General features: G+C 62.5%; 21 protein-coding genes. 5 read left to right on the forward strand and 16 right to left on the reverse strand.

Annotated elements, in window-relative coordinates; all coding sequences use genetic code 11:
• The first annotated feature begins 10 nt into the window (after positions 1-10).
• On the forward strand, positions 11-145 hold the full coding sequence (locus OSC37_RS04160) for a DUF7128 family protein (RefSeq protein WP_267163348.1): 135 nt from the start codon (positions 11-13) through the stop codon (positions 143-145).
• Position 146: 1 nt separating this feature from the next.
• Here the strand turns inward: OSC37_RS04160 and OSC37_RS04165 are convergent, their stop codons facing one another.
• The 7 genes from OSC37_RS04165 to OSC37_RS04195 form a co-directional block, all read right to left on the reverse strand.
• Complete coding sequence (locus OSC37_RS04165; RefSeq protein ID WP_267163349.1) at positions 147-569, reverse strand: DUF5796 family protein; 423 nt, start codon at positions 567-569, stop codon at positions 147-149.
• Between the two features lie 56 nt (positions 570-625).
• Complete coding sequence (locus tag OSC37_RS04170) at positions 626-934, reverse strand: hypothetical protein (protein ID WP_267163350.1); 309 nt, start codon at positions 932-934, stop codon at positions 626-628.
• Between the two features lie 41 nt (positions 935-975).
• Positions 976-1,659, reverse strand: coding sequence for a 7-cyano-7-deazaguanine synthase QueC (queC, locus tag OSC37_RS04175; protein ID WP_267163351.1), 684 nt, complete (start codon positions 1,657-1,659; stop codon positions 976-978).
• Positions 1,656-2,381 carry a ribosome assembly factor SBDS gene (locus tag OSC37_RS04180; protein ID WP_267163352.1) on the reverse strand — a complete coding sequence of 242 codons (726 nt, stop codon included), beginning with the start codon at positions 2,379-2,381 and terminating at the stop codon, positions 1,656-1,658. Before OSC37_RS04180 ends, queC begins: the two co-directional genes overlap by 4 nt.
• Before the next feature lie 141 nt (positions 2,382-2,522).
• Positions 2,523-3,287 (reverse strand): archaeal proteasome endopeptidase complex subunit alpha, encoded by a 765-nt coding sequence (psmA, locus tag OSC37_RS04185; RefSeq protein WP_267163353.1) that lies wholly within the window; start codon positions 3,285-3,287, stop codon positions 2,523-2,525.
• Positions 3,288-3,289: 2 nt separating this feature from the next.
• Positions 3,290-3,769: an Rpp14/Pop5 family protein gene (locus OSC37_RS04190; protein ID WP_267163354.1), complete on the reverse strand. Its 480-nt coding sequence runs from the start codon at positions 3,767-3,769 to the stop codon at positions 3,290-3,292.
• Positions 3,766-4,374, reverse strand: a complete 609-nt coding sequence (locus OSC37_RS04195) for a class I SAM-dependent methyltransferase (RefSeq protein WP_267163355.1) — start codon at positions 4,372-4,374, stop codon at positions 3,766-3,768. The genes OSC37_RS04190 and OSC37_RS04195 overlap by 4 nt, the downstream gene beginning before the upstream one ends.
• Positions 4,375-4,458: 84 nt before the next feature.
• Here OSC37_RS04195 and OSC37_RS04200 point away from each other — a divergent pair, with 84 nt between their 5' ends.
• A complete protein-coding gene (locus tag OSC37_RS04200; protein ID WP_267163356.1) occupies positions 4,459-5,349 on the forward strand; it encodes a hypothetical protein in 891 nt (296 codons plus the stop codon).
• A gap of 132 nt (positions 5,350-5,481) precedes the next feature.
• Here the strand turns inward: OSC37_RS04200 and OSC37_RS04205 are convergent, their stop codons facing one another.
• The 4 genes from OSC37_RS04205 to OSC37_RS04220 form a co-directional block, all read right to left on the reverse strand.
• Positions 5,482-6,567, reverse strand: a complete 1,086-nt coding sequence (locus tag OSC37_RS04205) for a glutamate--cysteine ligase (protein ID WP_267163357.1) — start codon at positions 6,565-6,567, stop codon at positions 5,482-5,484.
• 101 nt (positions 6,568-6,668) lie between these two features.
• Complete coding sequence (locus tag OSC37_RS04210) at positions 6,669-7,364, reverse strand: RNase P subunit p30 family protein (RefSeq protein WP_267163358.1); 696 nt, start codon at positions 7,362-7,364, stop codon at positions 6,669-6,671.
• A gap of 1 nt (position 7,365) precedes the next feature.
• A complete protein-coding gene (locus OSC37_RS04215; protein WP_267163359.1) occupies positions 7,366-7,797 on the reverse strand; it encodes an RNA-binding protein in 432 nt (143 codons plus the stop codon).
• A 6-nt stretch (positions 7,798-7,803) separates the two neighbouring features.
• A complete protein-coding gene (locus OSC37_RS04220; RefSeq protein ID WP_267163360.1) occupies positions 7,804-7,992 on the reverse strand; it encodes a DUF1918 domain-containing protein in 189 nt (62 codons plus the stop codon).
• A 145-nt stretch (positions 7,993-8,137) separates the two neighbouring features.
• Here OSC37_RS04220 and OSC37_RS04225 point away from each other — a divergent pair, with 145 nt between their 5' ends.
• Positions 8,138-9,163 carry a M48 family metallopeptidase gene (locus OSC37_RS04225; protein WP_267163361.1) on the forward strand — a complete coding sequence of 342 codons (1,026 nt, stop codon included), beginning with the start codon at positions 8,138-8,140 and terminating at the stop codon, positions 9,161-9,163.
• Here OSC37_RS04225 and OSC37_RS04230 read toward each other — a convergent pair whose 3' ends face one another.
• The 4 genes from OSC37_RS04230 to nadA form a co-directional block, all read right to left on the reverse strand.
• Positions 9,164-10,297, reverse strand: coding sequence for a citrate synthase/methylcitrate synthase (locus OSC37_RS04230; protein ID WP_267163362.1), 1,134 nt, complete (start codon positions 10,295-10,297; stop codon positions 9,164-9,166). It lies immediately after the preceding gene.
• A 74-nt stretch (positions 10,298-10,371) separates the two neighbouring features.
• Positions 10,372-11,181: a carboxylating nicotinate-nucleotide diphosphorylase gene (nadC, locus tag OSC37_RS04235; RefSeq protein ID WP_267163363.1), complete on the reverse strand. Its 810-nt coding sequence runs from the start codon at positions 11,179-11,181 to the stop codon at positions 10,372-10,374.
• A gap of 2 nt (positions 11,182-11,183) precedes the next feature.
• The gene (locus OSC37_RS04240; RefSeq protein ID WP_267163364.1) at positions 11,184-12,689 is read right to left on the reverse strand and encodes an L-aspartate oxidase; all 1,506 of its coding nucleotides are present in this window, start codon (positions 12,687-12,689) and stop codon (positions 11,184-11,186) included.
• The gene (gene nadA / locus OSC37_RS04245) at positions 12,686-13,804 is read right to left on the reverse strand and encodes a quinolinate synthase NadA (RefSeq protein ID WP_267164150.1); all 1,119 of its coding nucleotides are present in this window, start codon (positions 13,802-13,804) and stop codon (positions 12,686-12,688) included. The genes OSC37_RS04240 and nadA overlap by 4 nt, the downstream gene beginning before the upstream one ends.
• Before the next feature lie 158 nt (positions 13,805-13,962).
• Here nadA and OSC37_RS04250 point away from each other — a divergent pair, with 158 nt between their 5' ends.
• Positions 13,963-14,802, forward strand: coding sequence for an MBL fold metallo-hydrolase (locus OSC37_RS04250; RefSeq protein WP_267163365.1), 840 nt, complete (start codon positions 13,963-13,965; stop codon positions 14,800-14,802).
• Positions 14,803-14,875: 73 nt separating this feature from the next.
• A complete protein-coding gene (locus OSC37_RS04255) occupies positions 14,876-16,084 on the forward strand; it encodes a hypothetical protein (protein WP_267163366.1) in 1,209 nt (402 codons plus the stop codon).
• Positions 16,085-16,095: 11 nt separating this feature from the next.
• Here the strand turns inward: OSC37_RS04255 and OSC37_RS04260 are convergent, their stop codons facing one another.
• Positions 16,096-16,998 (reverse strand): DMT family transporter, encoded by a 903-nt coding sequence (locus OSC37_RS04260; RefSeq protein WP_267163367.1) that lies wholly within the window; start codon positions 16,996-16,998, stop codon positions 16,096-16,098.
• Between the last annotated feature and the right edge of the window lie 29 nt (positions 16,999-17,027).

Below are 17,027 nucleotides of genomic sequence, written 5' to 3' on the forward strand. Positions count from 1 at the left end.
AAAAGATAGCATGGTTTCGGAGACCGACAGGGACGGGACAACGTGGTACGAGTGTGACCTGTGCGGGCTCACCTTCGACAGCCGCGAGGAAGCAACCGAACACGAGAGTCGGTGCGACGCCGAAGAACCGTCGTACATCCAGTAGGTCAGGCAGTCAGTTCGTAGGCGTGTTCGGCGAACTGGTCTTCCTCGAAGACGAAGACTCGGCCGTCGACAAGGTCGCCGTCAACGTCGATTTCGTATCGCAGGTCGTTTCGCGTTGCCTCGACACCGGCAAACAGCGTCCGGGTTTCATTCTTGTCGAGAATGACACGACCCACGCCAGAGGATTCGAGAATGTCTCCTTCTGTCGTCCGCTCGTCGACGTAGAATAACACACCGCTTGTCTCTGATTCGTCTGTTACGAGGACGTGAATATCTTTTCCGGGTGCCGTCATGTGCGGCGTCGATTCGGGGTCTGGAACGCCATGATAGAAGACCTCTCTGTCGTCGAGATACTCGACGACGACGCCGCCGTCGACGAGCCGGACCGGGAGCGTTGCCGGCGCGACCTCAGAGAACGTTGTCATATCCGCCGCTACGGCACTGAGAGATAAAACAGCGTCCTTTGGCTACCGTGACGTTCTCATCCCAGTTCCTCGTCGGTCGGGAAGAGGCTCCGTTTGACGAGCCAGTAGACGACGCTGGCACCGACAATACCGGCCGCGAGCGCGACCGGCCCTGGGAGTTCGGGGAACTGCTGGAGGCTGCCGACGGCCAGCGCGAAGCCAGTGAGGATGGATGCGCCGACACCGACCATGTACTGCTGTCGTCTGAGGTCCCGAGACTGTGGCGTCACCTCTGGTGTCTCTGCCTGTTCAGGTGGGTCCTGCTCACGGTCCTGGGGCACCGCCTCGTCGTCAGCGTCGTCACCACTCTCGTCCTCAACACTCATTGCCGGCGGTAGGCAACCCCGTCAGAAGTGCGTTTCGTCGCTCACTCCATGTACGACGGGCGTGTCTCGTAGGCAATCGGGTCGCGCTCGCCGAGGCGCTGGAAGGCAGCCAGCCGATAGGCACAGGCGTCACAGGTCCCACAGGCGGGCTCCTCGCTGCGGTAACAGCTCCAGGTCTGATCGAAGGGGACGCCCAACTCCAGCCCGCGTCTGGCGATGTCCGTCTTCGAGTTCTCGGCGAAGGGCGCGACAATCTCGATTGTCGTCTCGGGCTTTGTTCCCGTATCGACCACGGACTGGAAGGCCTCAAAGAAGGCGGGCCGGCAGTCGGGATACCCCGAGAAATCCTCCGAGTGCGCGCCGATGAACACGGCCGAGCAGTCCCGCGCTTCGGCCGCCGAGACGGCCATCGAAAGCAGGTTCGCGTTCCGGAACGGGACGTAGGAGTCGGGCACCTCGTCGCTGTCCCGGTCCGCGTCGCTGACCGCCATCTCGTCGTCGGTGAGACTCGACGCGCCGAGGGTCGCGAGGTGGTCCGTCTCGACGCGGAGAAACGCCGCGTCGACGGCGTCAGCAAGCGACTTCGCACACTCGAACTCTTTGCCGGCGGTCTCCTGGCCGTAGGAGGTGTGCAGGAGATGTGGCTCGTAGCCCCGGTCGATTGCCTCGTAGGTCGCTGTCGCGCTGTCCATCCCGCCCGAAACCAGGACGACCGCGCCGGTCATCGAGTCTTGATGTCGTCTTTATCCTCGATAATCTGTGTTTCGGCCTCGCCGCTCGAGACCTCGTTGACGAGGTCGTAGAACTCGTTTTGGAGACCAGCCGGGAACTCGATGACGCCGACCCAGGAGCCGTCGGCCTGCCACTCCTCGTCTTCGAGGTCGCCGAACTCCCGGACTTTCGCCTGTCCGCTGCCCGCGTACTCCGGCGGGAGCTGTGTGGCGACGGTGACCGTCTCGAAACGAATCGGGATGACCGGCCGCAGTTTATCGAGTGCCTCGTCGACTTGGTTCTCGACACGCTCCATCGGATCGATGCGGAAGTCCGTCTCCTCCAGGGCGGACTCGATGCGCTCGGGGGGATGGGGGGCGTTGTCCATCTGTGGGTTGACCGCGTTGCGGGCAATCTGGTTGATGAGCGCTTTGCGCTTTTGTTCCTGCATCTCGCGGCGCTGTTCGGCCGTTATCTGTATCTCGCCGTCTTTGATAACATCGGGGATAATGTCGAGTGGCTCGGTCGTGTCGAACACCTCTTCGAGGGCGTTTTCCGGCGGCCGGTCACCGCTTGAGGCGTCCTCGAAGACATCCTCGGCCGCGATGACGTCTTCCAGCTCTCCGTCGAACTCATCGCGTTTGATGTCGAGTGCGGCGTCGGGGTCGACCAGTACCTCGAACCGCTGGCCGTGTGATTCGAGTCGCGCCGTGACTGCGTCGTCGAGTGAAATCATATTCGGATATTTTGGTGGACCGTTTAAATGTGTTTGTGAACAACTCTCCCGGAGCCGCTGGCTCGCTGACTGGGAGCAAGGACCGTCTACAGACAGAGCAGGTGCTCGTCAGTGTGAGAGAGCGGAAAGAAGTGAGAGGACTTACTCCTCTGTCTCGTCGTCGTCGCTATCCTCGCTCGCCAGCAGGTCGAACGATTCGAGGTAGTCGGTCTTCTCGTCTTCGGTAAGCTGGTGGAAGGTTTCGGTCTCGGCGTCGATCGTCGCCATGCCGATGCCTTCCGGCGTCAGCCCGCCGTCGTTGACGGAGGCAAGAGCGTCAAGCGCGAGCTCGATACCGCCGTCGAGGTCGGCGCTCTCGTCGTAGTTGTCTTCGAGGTACTCCCGGATTTCGCCGCGGTCGGAGCCGACCGCAAGCGCCTTCCACTCGTAGGGAGTCCCGGAGGGGTCGGTCTCGTAGAGCTTCGGTTCGCCGTCGGCGATGCCCGCGATGATGAGCGCGACACCGAACGGGCGTGCGCCGCCGACCTGCGTGTACTGCTGGATGTAGTCGGTGACCTCTTTGGTCAGCGTCTCGACAGCAATCGGCTCGCCGTAGCGGAGTTCGTTGACCTGGGTCCGGCGGCGAGCGAAGTCGATAAGCTGGCGGGCGTCGGCGACGTGGCCGGCGCTCGCGATGCCGATGTGGTCGTCGGCCTTGTGGATTTTTTCGACGCTGTCGCGTTCCATCAGCGGCGATCGAATGCGTTTGTCCACCGCCAGCACGACACCGTCGTTCGTTCGGACGCCGATACTTGCTGTGCCGCGCTTGACCGCTTCTCGCGCGTACTCGACCTGATAGAGGCGACCGTCGGGGGAGAAGATGGTAATTCCCCTGTCGTACGCCTGCTGTTGGTTTTGTCCCTGCATAGTTACTCGGTGTCGAGGTTCGTCGCGCCTACTGGTCCGGCCTCGGTCTCGATATCGATGCGTCCGTCTCGGACGACGCCAGACCGTTCCGTTCCGTCGAACACGACGTGTCTCTGCTTCGAGTCTATCGGTCCGCGACCCATATACTTTTCCTCACAGGCTCGGACCGTCCCGCTGGTTCCTCGGACGCACACGCCAACATCCACTCCCTCGACGCTGTCGAGACAGGCCACCACCGCTCGGGCCTTGTCGACACCGCCACGGCGCACGCGGACGACTGCGTAGCCGTCGCCGTCTGCGTGTTCGAACCGTAACACCGACAGGTCCAGGTTCGCGCTGCCGGTGTCCCCGAGCAGGTTCTGGGCACTGTACCAGAGCGCCCGCTGGAAGCTCTCGCGTCCGAACTCCTCGCCGGCCCACGTTTCGAACTCGACAGCGAGATACCGCCACCGCGGCTGGAGGTGTTTCGGAAGGTGTTTCATCGAACGGCACGCTGTGCGACCAGGACACCCACCTGTTCGTGGACCGGTTCGACGGCGGTAAGCGCAAAGCCAGCGTCAGTGAACGCATCGGCCAGCACGCCGACCGTCGCCGGGTCGTCGACCGCAGGTGAGTAGAAGGGCTCCTCGGGGTTCGGTTCGCCGAAGAACATCACGTCGCCGAGAACGACTCGGTCCGCACCAAGGTCACCCAGTACCGCGATTGTCTCGCGCTTTTCCTCGTCCGAGAGGTGATGCATCGCGAAGTTTGAAGTGACAATATCGACGCTGTCGGGAGCATTCGGCTCTCGGAATCGCCCTTCGCCGAACGCGATGTTTTCCAGGCCTCGCTCCGTGGCCTTGGCCCGTGCTTCGTCGAGCATCCCCTCACTGATATCTCGGCCGACGACCTCGCCGGCGTCTTCGGCCAGTGCCAGTGCGATAGCGCCGGTACCGGTGCCCAGATCGAGCACCACGTCCGCTGGCGAGGGGTCGGCGTGATCGACGACCAGCGAGACCGTCGCCTTGTACTCCTCGCTTTTGTTCGAGTCATACTCCGGGGCCTTCTCGTCGAACCGCTCGGCGTGGTCTGTGAGTGACTGTTTCATACGCCTCCGTTCGCTCCCCATCCAAATCAAGGATGCGACTGGGGATAGTTTGAATACAGTTCCAGGCCGACAGTAAGATGATAGATGGACGTACGCGATATTTCCGCTGGCGGTATCATGGGGGCAGGGTTCGTGTTGGTGGTGCTCCAGTTGTTCCAGGGAGTACAGCAACTCGACGGATTCGAGGGGACAGACCTCTATGTCGTCTTCGCAGTCGAGACGCTGCCCTTCGTCGTCATCAGCATGGCGTTGATGTACGTCGGATCCTGGCTGTTCACTGGGTCAGAAGTCGACGACGAACTGCCACGTGTCGTCGCCTGGGCCGCCGGGAGCGTGGCGCTGTTTGGCTCTCTGGCTGCCCTACTGGTGTTCAGCCTGCAGGTGACACTCGCCGGGGAGACTCTCGAACAGGCACCGTTTGTCGTCGTCAACCTCGTCACTGTCGGCGCACTCGCCGGCGTGCTCGTCGGCATATACGACGCCCGCAGCCGCATCCACCAGCGCGACCTCGAACACGAGCGCGACCGCGTCGAACAGTTCGCGAACAAGGCCGCCGATATCAACAACTACGGCCGGGCACTCAACCGCAGCGAGTCTGTCGAGGAAATAAGTTCGCTCTGTCTCGAAGCGATGCAGACGTTCCTGGGGCTGACAGACCTCGTGTTCGCCGTCGTCGACGAAGAGATACAGCTCGTCGACGACACGACTGTCGGTGTCGACCAGGCAGTTCTAGGAGACCTGATAGAGCGGTCCCACGACCAGGAACAGGCAACCGCGGTCAGCCACGATAGCCCGGACGCTATCACGTTCAACGTGACCGACAACGCCGAGGGCACGTTCGTCGTCGTCGCACTGCTCGACGAGAACGGTCTCGGAGAGGAGGATGTTCAGCTCCTGGAGATGCTGGTTGCCCACATTGCGACGGCACTCGACCGGGTGCATGGAGGACAGATACGCACGAGCAACTCGTCCTGACGGCCGAAGTTGTTCTTACTATTGATAACTTGAAGCGCCGATTGATATAATATCACCCCTTGGGAAAGGAAAATTGCCTGCACTCAGCTATGGGGGGTGTGGCACCGATCACGCCGGACAGGCGACCGTTTTTTATTGCTCTGTTGGGAGTATCAACGCGTCACAGAGTCCATCGACGCCCGACTCGGCGCGTATCTGGCGCTGTCGTTGTGCGCCGCTGCCTTTCTCGTAAAGTGTCCACAGCGAGGGAACGTCGAGTCGGTCGGCCTCGCGTTCGACGAGCCTCTCGATTGGGACGGCCTCCTCGAAGGACCGGTCGAGCAGGGCCGCATTGTGACCGTGTCGCAGCGCCCGCCACTTGTTCTCGTCGAGCAGTTCTCGGCGGTGCTCACGGCCGGCTTCGCCGTCTTCGTACCGTTCACAGAGATCAATCACGGCGGCGTGGATGTACTCGACGAAGGCGGCGACCCGGTCGGGGTCGTGTTGGCCGTCGGGGACCCGCACCTCGACGGTTCCGTGGCCGGTGTGTGGGCGAACGTCGTACCACAGTTCGCCGCGGTCGTCTATCGAGTCCGTTTCGAGCATCGCCGTCTCGAAGGCTTCGAACTCCTCGTAGGAGTCAAACGCCGTCGGCACGCCGGTGTTCGGAAGCCCCTCGAAGATGCGGGCGCGTGCCGACTGGAGTCCCGTATCGAACCCGTTCCAGTACGGTGAGTTGACCGAGAGCGCGAGCATGAGCCCGAGATGCCAGCGAATCTCGTTTGCCACCCAGACGGCCTTCTCGGGGTTGTCGACCCCGACGTGGACGTGCAGCCCAGCGGTCGTGTTCCGGTGTTGGGTGTACTGGATGCGGTCGAGCTGTGACCGGTAGCGCGGCTTCTCGGCGTGTTCGAGTTCCCGCCACCGCGCAAGAGGATGTAGCCCAGCCCCAGCAATCTGGAAGCCGTGTCGCGTTGCGTGTTCGACCAGCGCCTCACGAACGGCGCGCAGACTCTCGTTGGCTGCGCTCACACGCTCCAGCCGAGGGGTCTGAGTCTCGATGACGCACTTGAACAGCTCGTGGTCCAGACGACCGTCGAGGAGCTCCGGTGGGTCACTCTCGTAGACCAGTTCGTCGCTCCCGGCGGTCGGCCGTCCGGCCTGGTCGACGACGTAGAACTCCTCCTCGATACCGAGGGTCCCCATCCGGCTGAAGTTGTCGGCATCGCCGCGTTCCATCTGCCGGTGGATTGGACTCGGTGACGCTAAAGTATTCCCCTTACAGAAGCGTATGCGTACCGAGCACACGACCGTAGCGGGCGTGCTGTTGCCCGATTGTCTTATTCGTCGTCGACTCGCCGGACGCCCGGCTGGACGAAGGCATCAGACCCCCGGTGTCTGTTGCGCTCGGCCAGGCGGCCCCACTCGGCGAGTCCCTCCTGAATCTGTTCGGCACTGAATCCGACAGCCTCGCCGACGGCCTGGAGCTCCCGGGGTGCCCGAAGCCCGAGGTGTGACTGGGCATCAGCACTGACGACGTAAGGCACGTCGTAGTACTCGACAATCTCCCGGAGCTTTCGGAGGTCTCCGAGCGTCTGTACGCGGGTCCCACCCGCGTCCCGCAGGACGCCCCGGAGAGAGAACTCGACTCTGACACCGTGGTCGACTGCCTCCTGTGCGAGCACGTGGTTGAAGTCGCCGTCGCCGGCCATCGGATGTGCGAGCACGTCGACGGCGGACTGCTCGACGGCAAATCGGTTGAGTTTCGGCGTCCCACCGTGGACGGCCACGATTGTGGTATTCTCGCGGTGTGACCCGATGTAGCCACTCGCCGTACTCGGGTCATCGGCGCGGATTTCGACGCCGGCAACCACGTCGATATCGTACTTCTCGGCAACGGCGTCGGGGTCGTACGACGCTGGCTCCGAGCCGTGGTTACGAACAACCACGCCGTCGAAGCCGTACTCGCTTGCCGTCAGCGCGTGTCGCGCGACCGTACTGGTGCCGTCGGGATGGGCATGGATTGCCTCGTACATATCACAGGGATTCGAGGACGGACTCCATGTTGTCGACCGCGTGTTCTTTCTTCGCGGGATAGGCCTCGACTTTCGCTCGGAAGGTGATACCGTCGCCGCGTTCGACGTCACCGTTGAACGCGGCCTGTTTCGACAGCGTCAGGAAAAACTCCGTGTTCTCGGTCACGCGCTCATCGAGTTCGTCTTCGACCTGGGAGAACTCTGCGTCAGGCAGGTCTCCGAGCGCATTTAAGACGGTCCGCATCCCGTCTGCGTTCTCGACACGCGCCGAGAGTATGAGTATCCGGTCCCCGTGATGACCTGTCGAGTCGGCCCGCGTTATTTCGAACTCTTCCGGAAGCAACAGCCGGAGAGCGTCTTCGACCCGTTGGTCGTCCTCCGTGGCATAGCAGAACGTCCGGAGGTCGATGTAGTGAAACGGGACCGAAGACATACTGCGTTAGTCCTCGTCTTCGGCGGCTTCAAGCGAGTCGGCAGGGATGCCGTGTTCCTTGCCGTCCTCGAAGGAAACAGTGTAGTTCTCGTCGCCGAACATCGTCTCGGAGATCTGTGTGATTTCGCCGGCCTCGCCGTCGTAGTCGCTGTGCTCGTCTTCAAGTACAACCGTATCGCCTTTCTCGAAGCTCATGTTCCCGAGTTGCCCGTGCCAGAATAAAAAGTGACTGATACAGACCGCCGGAAGCGAGGGTCTGCCCAACCTCGATATGACAGCAGCGGTGTGTCGAGAGAAATAGCAGCCCTACTACTAAATGGACCCCTCTCCAACGACCGATATGTCGCGGACCCTCCAACAGCACCTCTCGCTCGCAGGACGGCTTGCCGTCGCGTCTATCGTTGTGGGTGCTGTCTCGGTGACTATCGCCGTCACCGCAGCATTCCTCACAGGACTAGTAATCTGTGTCGGCATCCTCTTTGCCGGGTTTCTCCTTGGACTCCTCCTGGCACCGGTTACCGACAGCGCGTCGGTGCTCGGTGTGTTGTCATTCAGCACCAGCCAGTGGCTTGCCGTCATCCTCGGAAGTGGATTACTCGTCGCACCGCCGCTGTATCTCAGGACCGCCAGACGGAATATTCAGCTGTTCGAGACAGAACTCGGCACGGCCGGCACCCCAGCGAAAGACCGCCATCCGGAGATTGCAGCCATATGTCAACAGCTCGCACAGCAGACGGACATTCCCGCTCCTGATATTCGTATCGTGAACCGCCGTCGACCGGAGTCGTACTCGCTTGCGGACGGTTCGGGAGGGACTATCGTTATCTCGCGGGGTGTTATCCGACAGCTCGACCGCGAGGAGGTGCGAGCTGTCCTGGCACACGAGGTGAGCCATCTGGCCAACGGCGACACACACGTTCTCCGGTGGCTTCTCGTTCCGATGCTCGTCGCAGAGCACCTAGGCCAAAACGAACGGCCGAGCCTGGGGGAGGGCCATCTGATAGTCGGCCTCGGGTACGTGGTTCATCTCTTCGCCTGGGCGTGTGTCCGCCTCGTGACGACCGTCCAACTATGGCTCTGCCAGTTCGGCATCGCGTTACTCTCTCGGGGCCGCGAGTTCGCCGCCGACGCCGCCAGCGCGCAGTTGACCGGGTCACCGTCGTCACTGGCAAACGCACTTCGGAAGCTCGACGATGCCCGCAGTCGTCCCAGCAGAGACAAACGCGATTTCATGCGCTCTGCCGGGGTGTTAGATATTCTGCCGGTCGAACGCCGCACCCTTGGCGACGGACCGTTCCGGACGCACCCGAAGACTGAGGTCCGTATCTCCCGTCTCGAGTCGCTCGTCAAAGCGGTTGAGAGCTGACTAGCGCTCCTCACGGGGCGTCCACGTCCGGCCGTGCGTCCCCGTATGCCGGCTCCGGGGCCGGATGATGCGGTTGTCCGCGAGCTGTTCGAGAGAGTGAGCCATCCAGCCACCGACCCGTGCAGCGGCGAAGGTGGTCGTAAAGAGGTCGCGCGGAATCCCGACGCCGTTGAGGAGGGCAGCGGTGTAGTACTCGACGTTGGTCTCAAGCGAGAGGTTGGGGCGCTCCTGTGCGAGCACGTCGGCAGCCGTCCGCTCGAAAGTCGTAACAGTCTCGAAAAAGTCCGAGTCGCCCGACTCGCCGTAGAACCGTTCGGCGGCCGTCGAGAGAACCGCCGCACGCGGGTCCCGGACGTCGTAGACACGGTGGCCAAAGCCCATCAGCCGCTCGCCGGCGTCGAGCGTGTCTCTCACGTGCGCCTCGGGTTCGCCACGCTCGTGGACCTCCTGGAGCATATCCAACACGGGGCCGGGTGCGCCGCCGTGGAGCGGTCCCTTGAGTGTCCCGACCGCGGCCGTCGCCGCCGAGATCACGTCCGACTCCGTCGAGACGACGACTCGGGCGGTGAACGTCGAGGCGTTCAAGCCGTGGTCAACGACCGTATTCAGGTAGGTTTCAACTCCGCGAACTGCGGCCTCGTCGGGCTCCTCGCCGTTGAGCATGTAGAGGTAGTTCGCTGCGTGGCCCAGTCCAGGGTCGGGATCGACTGGCTCGGCTCCCCGTCGGTACCGCCAGTACGTCGCGATGACCGTCGGGACGACTGCAATGGCGCGTTTTGCTTTCTCTTCAGGGGCGTCCCCGTCGTCTCCGAGCGTCGCGGCGGCGAGACCCATTCGAAGGGCGTCCATCGGCGGCTCCTCCTCGGCGGCGGCCTGTTCGAGCAACGCCCGGGTCTCCTCGGTTATCCCGCGACGCGTCGCGAGTTCGTCCCGGAACGACTCGTACTCCGCTGCCGTCGGGAGACGGTCGTTCAACAGCAAAAACAGCGTTTCTTCGTAGGTCGCGTTCGTGGCGAGCTCCTCGACGGGGAAGCCGGCGATGAACAGTTCCCCGTTTTCGCCATCGATGTCGCTGAGTCGCGTCTCCGCGACGGTGATGCCTTCGAGACCGCGATGAATCTGTTGGCTGTCCATGACATGGAGTACCCCTCTTATTCATTTAACACCTTCCATTAACTGAGAACGGCAGCCAGTCCCGAAGCACCTCTTCAGCCGGTCCGAAACGAGAAATCGAGCGCCGAGGCGGAGTGAGTCAACGAGCCCATCGAGATGATATCGACTCCGGTGGCGGCGTAATCGGGAACGTCTTCGACGGTGATACCGCCGCTCGCCTCCGCGAGCGTCTCTTCGGGAAGCAACTCGACGCCGCGCTCGACGGCGGCAGGTGAGAGATTGTCGAAGAGCACGATGTCGGCACCGGCCGCGGCCGCGCGCTCGCCGTCCTCGGGTCGTTCGACCTCGACGTCGATCTTGGTCGCAAACGAGACGCGGTCGGCGAAGTGTTCGATTGCTCCTTCCAGCCCCATCTCCGCGATGTGGTTGTCCTTGACCATCACCATATGCGAGAGGTCCAGCCGGTGGCTGTCACCGCCGCCGGCGACGACGGCGCGTTTCTCGACGCCGCGTAGTCCTGGTGTCGTCTTGCGTGTGCCAGCGATGTCGACACTGTCGGAAGCCTCGCGGGCGGCGTCGACAGCCCGCCGTGTCCGGGTCGCAATACCCGAGGCGTGGCCGGCGATGTTGACCGCGACGCGCTCGGCTCGAAGCACGTCGGTAGCCGCTCCCTCGACCTCGAGGACAGTCTCGCCGGCCTCGATAGCGTCACCATCGGAGACCCCGAGGTCGACGGAGCCGTCGAGATACTCGAAGACGCCGGCTGCGGCGTCGAGTCCCGCGACCACGCCGGCCTCCTTGGCGACGAGGCGGCCGGTCGTCTTGCCGGGTACCTCGTTGGTCACGTCGTGGTGGCCCAGGTCCTCGCGGAGCCACCGCTCGATTTGCAGTTGCGTGACCGGCATCGTTACGAGTCAGGTGCCGCCTCCGGCGTTCGCGTTTCGGCGTCGGTGAGGTAGTGACAGCCGACAGACTGCTCGTTTTCGGCCGCGGCCCGCGCAATCAGCAGCGAGACAACCGACGCTGACCGGAGTTCGTACAGCGACCGCGAGGTACGGGTGCGGACGTAGGCGTCGACCTCTCCCTTGAGGCGTCGGAGCACGCTCTGTGCGCGTTTCAGGCCGTCGGTCGAGCGTTCGATGCCGACCTGTTCATCCATCACGCGCTGGAGGCGGTCGAGCTTCTGGCGGGCGAAGTTCGACGGCAGTTCGGGGTCCCGTTCCAGCAGCTCCGGCGGTTCGATGCGTGAGATTTCGCTTCCAGTGGCATCCTCGCCGGCTCGAAGCCCCCAGACAAGCCCTTCCAGCAGCGAGGTGCTCGCGAGACGGTTCGCGCCGTGGACGCCAGTACAGGAACATTCGCCGACCGCATAGAGGTCCGTGAGGCTGGTCCGGCCGTACTCGTCGACGGCAACCCCGCCACAGAGGAAGTGCTCTGCGGGCGAGACCGGGATTCCCTCGGTCCAGTCGATGCCGCTGTCCTCACATTTGACCGCGAGTTCGGGGAAGTAGCCCGCGAAATCGAACGTCGAGACATCAAGGTAGACCTCGCCGGTCTCCTCTCGTTCGGTCTTGACGGCACGGGCGACCGCGTCCCGGGGCGCAAGTTCGGCGTCCTCGTGGTAGTCGGGCATGAACCGCTTGCCGTCGGCGTTACGCAGGAGTCCACCCTCGCCCCGGACAGCCTCGCTGACGAGGAAGGTCCCCTCGTCGGTGGTGCAGGCGGTCGGGTGGAACTGGACGAACTCCATGTTGGCGACATCCGCGCCTGCGAGTGCCGCCATCGCGATACCGTCCCCGGTCGCGCTGTCGGGGTTCGTCGAGTTGGGGTACAGCGCGCCGATACCGCCGGTTGCGAGCACGGTCGAGCCAGCGAACGTCGGTGCCCACTCGCCGTCCTGTTCGAGCAGTGCGCCGTAGACCTGTCCCTCGTGGCGCAACAGCTCCAGGGCAGCGGTATCTTCGAGTATCGTCACGTCGGTCTCGTCAGCGACGTAGTTCAGGAAGGGGACGTGGATATGTTTGCCCGTCTCGGCGTTGACGTGGAGGATGCGAGGTTCGTCGTGTGCGGCCTCCTGGCTGTAGTCGAATCCCTCGCCTTCGGTGTCGAATTCGATGCCGACTGTATCGACGAGTACGTCACGAACCGTGTCGGTGGCGTTTTCGACGAGGACATCGACAGCATTCTCGTCGGCAGTCCCGCTGGAGGCGTCGACGATATCCTGTTTGAACTGTACAGGGTCGTCACGGGTGACAGCGATGCCGCCCTGTGCCCACCAGGTCGATGCGTCTTCGGGTCGTTCGGCTTTCGTCGCCAGCGTCACGTCTGCACCTGCTCGGTCCGCTGCGAAGGCAGCAGCGAGCCCGGCGATGCCCGCGCCGACGACGAGAACATCTGTCTCTCGCTCGTTCATATTTCGAGCATTCGGTCGAGTGCGACCTGTGCGAGTTCTTTCTCCTCGGGCGCGACCTCGATGACATTGCGCTCGCGGCCCTCGATGAGCTCTTCAAGCACCCAGGTCATGTAGTTGGGGTCGATCTGGCGCATGGCGTTGCAGTCCATACAGGCCTCGCCACACAGCGGGATGACGTTCACCTCGGGATGCCACCGCGAGAGGTGATTCGTCAGGTGAATCTCGGTACCGATGGCCCATGTCTCGCCGGGGTCAGCGTTCTCGACGGTCTCACAGATGGTCGAGGTAGAGCCGACCACGTCGGCGGCCTCGACGACCTCGCGGCGACACTCGGGGTGGACGACAACGTTCGCGTCGGGGTTGTCGGCGCGAACCTGTTCGATGTGGTCCTCGCGGAACCGCTCGTGGACCTGGCAGTACCCCTCCCAGAGGATGATATCGTTCTCGACGGCCTCGGCGGCGTCGCTCTCGGGGTCCCAGGGGTCCCACTCTGCGGTTTCGTCTTCCATCCCCAGGCGGTGAGCGGTGTTCTCGCCGAGGTGTTTGTCCGGCAAGAAGAGTACCTTGTCGCCGCGCTCGAAGGCCCACTCGAAGGCACGATGGGCGTTCGACGAGGTGCAGACCAGCCCGCCCTGTTCAGCACAGAAGGCTTTCAGGTCCGCGTAGGAGTTCATGTAGGTAATCGGGATGATGTTCTCGTCGGTCATCGAGGTAAGTTCGGCCCAGGCAGTGTCGACCTGCAGGGCCTCTGCCATCCCAGCCATCGGACACGACGCCTCCATGCTCGGGAGGATAACCGTCTGTTCGTCGTCGGTGATGATGTCGGCAGATTCGGCCATGAACGTCACGCCGCCGAAGATCACGTAGTCGGCGTCGGCGTTGGCGGCTTCCTTGCTCAGCTGGTAGGAGTCGCCGACGAAATCCGCGTGTTCGACGATTTCCCGGCGCTGGTAGTTGTGGCCGAGGATGAGAACATCGTCACCCAACTCATCGAGCGCCGTCTCGATGCGTCGCTCGCGCTCGTCCTCCCCTAAATCACGGTAGGCAGGCGGCAGTTGTTCCAGATTGTCGTACTTGAACAGACTGAGGTCAGTCTCGAACGCCGCAGTTTCCATTTCTGGCACACGTAGTCACCCAGTAGTACTTACAGTCTATGGAGCGGAGTTTTGAAAAGATTTTGTATTCAATATGGCCTTCCGGTGACTCTGGTTGTTCCTGGGGCGTCGTTGCTGGTTCCGAAACGCTTACTCGTTGGTCGGGGACAGGGTACCGTATGGACGAGGTTCACAGCGACTGGGGCGACTGGCTCCCACGGGCAGTCGAGGCGGCCGACCCAGACGGCCTTCGCCTCTGGTATCTCGGGTGTAATGGCTTCGTACTCAAAAGCGCAGGTGGGACGACGGTGTACATCGACCCGTATCTCGGCACGGGCGACCCGCCCCGGACGATTCGGATGATTCCGGTCCCCTTCGACCCGGAAGACGTAACAGCCGCCGACGCAGTTCTGGCCACTCACGAACATTCCGACCACGTCCACGGCCCGAGTCAGGCACCGATACTCGCCCAGACTGGTGCCAACTTTTATGCCACAGACCCGAGCCTCGCTGTTACGGACGAACAGGACTGGACCACGAACTGGGACGTAGACGCCGAGCAGCTGACAGCTGTCTCCCCGGGAGACACCTTCTCCGTCGGCGACCTCACCGTCTCTGTCGAGAGTGCGAACGACCCCGACGCCGACGGCGAGGTGGCCTACGTCATCGAGCACGACGCCGGGACGTTCGTCCATGGCGGCGACGCACGTCCGGGGAGCTTCGAGTCAATCGGTGAGAGCTACGACGTCGACCTAGCGGTCCTCGCCGTCGGTTCGGTTGGGATGATTCCAGACAAGGAGACCCGCGAGCCGAAGCTGACGAAATGGTACAACGACGAGAACATGATTATTGAGGCGGCGACCGAACTCCAGGCCGACCGACTCGTCCCGACGCACTGGGACATGTGGAAAAGGCTGACCGCCGACCCAACCGCGCTCGTCGAGCATGCCAGGAGCTTCGAGTACCCCCGTCACGTCGAAATTGCCGAAATCGGTGATACGGTCGACCTCAGTCGATAGGCTGCCGAGCCGACGAATTGGTAGGTTTTTCTAGTAAACAGGTTTAATATCGTTCCCAAACCCAGTCGAATGTATGAGCAACTCACAAGGGTACGAGGAGATAGTGACCTCCTCGGATGGGGTGAATGTGGTCAAGCGGTTCGAAGAGGACGAGTTCCCCGTTCCGGCCATCGCGTTCGATTTCACATCTGACCGCGAAGAGGATGTCCACATCTCACTCTCGGACACAGTACCCGAAGATATCGAGGTCGAGGATCTCGGGTTCCACCCGGAGTACGGTAGCGAGTACTGGGTCATCGACGACGACAGCATCGTCTTCGAGCGCGACCTGGAGCCCGGAGAAACATATACCACGGTGTATGGCATCCGCGCAACTGGGAGCGACAACGTCGAGAAGTTCCTGACCGAGCCCACGCTCGAATCGGTCGACCCGCCGCTTCCCGACGACGAGAGCGCTGAAGACATCGTCCCCGAAAGCGACAACGACGTACTCAAAGACGCAATCGCCGGCGACGGCGAGATTCCCGGGCTGGAAGATGAAGAGGCCGAGGACGAGGACGACGAGGATGTCGAGAAACTCGACCTCAAAGACCCCAACGACGCCACAGACGACGGCGAAACGGGCGACGCCGGCGACGTTTCTGCCGTCGAGGGGAGTGTCGTCGCGACGATGGCCGCCGAAATCAGAGAGCAAAACGTCTCGGCAGAGGACCTGAGGCTCCTCCAACAGGCCTTCAAAGCTGTCGACGAGGATGGGGCAACCACAGCGAAAGTCGAACAGATTCAGGAGGATGTTGCCGACCTCAGGGCGTACACCAGTGCACTCGAGGAGTTTCTGGACGAGAACGGGACCGCACAGCAACTGCTCGAAGAGTTTGAGGGGCGGGTCGACTCTGTCGGATCACAGCTCTCGTCGCTACAGTCGGCGGTCGAGACAAACGCCGAAGGAATCGAGTCGGTCACAGAGACGGTAGACGGATTCGACGAGGACATCCGGTCCCTCGATGACGAGGTTGTCTCTGTCCGCGAGGATATGGAGTCGCTTACCGACGAGATAGAGACGGTATCGGCCGACGTCGACGAGACAACCGAGAAGATGGGAGATGTCGACGAGGAACTCTCGGCGTTCGAAACGAGTCTCGAAGAGGTCCAGTCGGATATCGAATCCCTCGAATCGGCTGTCGACGACGGTGAGGTGACCGAACGGCTCGACAAGATCGAGGAGAACATCGACGACCTACAGACCTGGCAGGAACAGATCAAAAAGACGTTTGGTGGGTAACCGTTCGGAGGCTACTGTTCGCCCTGTTGTCGCTCGCGTTCGACCGTCGTGAGCGCGATACCTGCGAGGACGATGATACCGCCAAGCGCCGTGTACGCCGTCGGAACCTCCGTGAGAAAGACAAAGGCAAGAATCGTCGCGCCGACCGGCTCGCCGAGCATCGACACCGAGACGACGCTCGATTCGAGATGAGCGAGCGTCCAGTTGATCACGGTGTGGCCGAGCAGTCCGGGCCCGGCCGCGAGTCCAAGGAAGATGAGCCACTCTCGGGGCGGATAGCCGGTCAACTGACCACCCTGTAGCAGCGAGATGACGAGCAGACAGACTGTACAGACGCTGTAGACCACGACGACGTAGGGAATCAGCGAGACCCGCTGGCGAAGCGACCGTCCCGCCAGAACGTAGCCGGCAGCCATGAGCGCACCGAACAGCGCGAGTGCGTTCCCCAGAAGTGGATTCGGCCCGACCAGGACACCGCCGAGAAAGTCGCCCATCGACATAGTGGCTATTCCCGTGACAGCAACCAGGATGCCGCCGACCATTCGTCGGTTGAGATACTCAGAGAGCAACAGCCAGGCACCGAGTGCAACAAACAGCGGCTGGGACTGGACGAGCGTGACGCTCGCGGCGACGCTTGTCCACTCCAGGCTCTCGAACCACGAGGCGAAATGCAACGCCAGGGCGACCCCGGAAAGCGTCGCGAACGCGAGGTCTCGACGCCGTATCAGCCGGAACTCCTCACGGTACCGCCAGGCTGCAATCGGTAACAGTGGCAGCGTCGTGAACAACACCCGATAGAAGGCCGTGACAGCCGAGGGAGCCTCGCTCACCTCGACGAGGATGGCTCCCGTGCTGATAGCGACGATGGCAACAGCCAGCCCGAGGAAAGGCGTCCTGTCTCCGTGCTCTGACACAGCCACCGCTCCGGCCGCAGACCGGATAC

Source organism: Halovenus salina (assembly GCF_026410925.1).
GTDB classification, from domain to species: Archaea; Halobacteriota; Halobacteria; order Halobacteriales; family Haloarculaceae; genus Halovenus; species Halovenus salina.